The 1,704-nt window shown below is 45.4% G+C and carries 1 protein-coding gene; it reads right to left on the bottom strand.

The features are described from left to right. Nucleotides 1-1,704 (bottom strand): HPr family phosphocarrier protein (locus G4P69_RS36315; RefSeq protein WP_390693942.1); only part of this gene is annotated, 1,704 nt, incomplete at both ends.

The following is a 1,704-nucleotide window of genomic DNA, read 5'->3' as shown; positions in this document are numbered from 1 at the left end:
GGGGTTTATCGCCTCCAATATCTAGAGTCCGAATAATCAATGGGCGGTTCTCTAGAACTTGGGCAATTGCTTGATAAACTGCCAATTGTTCTTCTTCAGAAGGAGCCGTGGATCGTTCTAAATAAAGAAACTCTGTACGGAGTAATCCCACACCTTCTGCACCCTGGCTCAGAGCGATTCTTGTCTCACCTATACCACCTAAGTTTGCATATACTTTTATTTGTCGGCGATCGCGGGTGATAGCAGGCTGGTGTGCAAATAATAATGCCTGCTGTTTAGCACTTTCCCATGCACTTCGCTTGGCTTCTATAGCAGCTAGTGTATGTGATTCTGGTTCTATCCAAACCTCACCCGTTTCACCATCAAACGCGACCAAAGTATGGTCAGTAAGTTGCAGCAATTCAGGTGGTAACCCAACAACTTGTGGTATACCTAAAGAGCGGGCAAGAATTGCGCTGTGAGAGTTAGGACTACCAGATGTCATGCAAATACCCAACACTTCTGCTGGATTTAGCTTAGCTGTGTCGGACGGCGTTAAGTCCGAGGCAACCAAAATGCTTGGTTGGGCAAAGTTAAGATGATGAGATTGGTGTATATTCTCGTTTATAGTTATTTGGGGTTGAGATAGTAGCCGTAACACTCTTTGCCCTACATCAACAACATCAACAACCCTTTGTTGTAAGTACGAATCATCTACTGTAGAGTACCTATGAGCAAGTTCATCCATAGCGCCTTGCCATGCAGCTTCAGCATTCAGGTGCTGTTCAAGTATACGGTTGTATACTGCCTCAATCAGCACCGGATCTTCTAAAAAGAGCATGTGAGCATCAAAGATGGCTGCTTCTGCATCACCAATTTGAGTAGATGCTTGTGAGAGCAAAGTCTGAATTTCTTGTTGAGCAGCCTCTAAAGCATTTTGCAACCTTTGTAACTCTTCCTCTGGATTTTCTACGTGATATTCCTGAACAGCGACAGTTGGAGCATGATAGTGAACAATTGGTGCGATCGCCACTCCTGGAGAAGCTGGAATCCCTCGCAAAACGTGCCCAGATGAGGGAGCGGATGCCGCTGTTTCAACTGTTTCGCTCCACTGCACAGAAGAGCTATCTTCACCAAAGTGGCTTTCAACTAAAGCTTGTAAAGTACTCAGCGCTCTATCAGCATCAGATCCAGTCGCAGTGATCGCAATTTCGTGTCCTTGACGTATAGCCAAAGTTGCTACCTGATTAATACTATCAGCGCGAACAAATTCAGTACCTCTTGTCACATTCTGCACTTTAATAAGAGACTGAAACCGGGCTGCTGTTGAGACAAACTGAGATGCTGGACGAGCGTGTAATCCTAAAGCGTTACGAACAATAAGACGGATTTCTTGTGTTGTTTGACCCTCGCTAACCGTGGGCGTAGCTTGTTGTATAGTGTGACTATCTATCCCTAATTGAGAAGCTTTTGCTAGCAATGCTCCTCGAGCTTCAGCCATAACCTGTTCAATATTGTTCCCTGCTGCGGCTGCAACTGCTGCGGCAAGTACGCCCTCTACCAGAGGTGCTTCACATAAATGCACTTTATCTTGCTGTTCCTCGGTAAGAAACTCTAGCGCTATTTCAGCACTCATTAAGGCGCTACCAAGATCCATTAACACGATAACACCTTCATCAGTATAGACGGAGGCGATCGCTTCATAAACCTTCATCGCATTTGTGC

The organism is Aetokthonos hydrillicola CCALA 1050, assembly GCF_017591665.1.
Taxonomy (GTDB): domain Bacteria; phylum Cyanobacteriota; class Cyanobacteriia; order Cyanobacteriales; family Nostocaceae; genus Aetokthonos; species Aetokthonos hydrillicola.
Note: the sequence above shows the minus strand (reverse complement) of the source record. Positions and strands in the feature narration are given on the sequence as shown.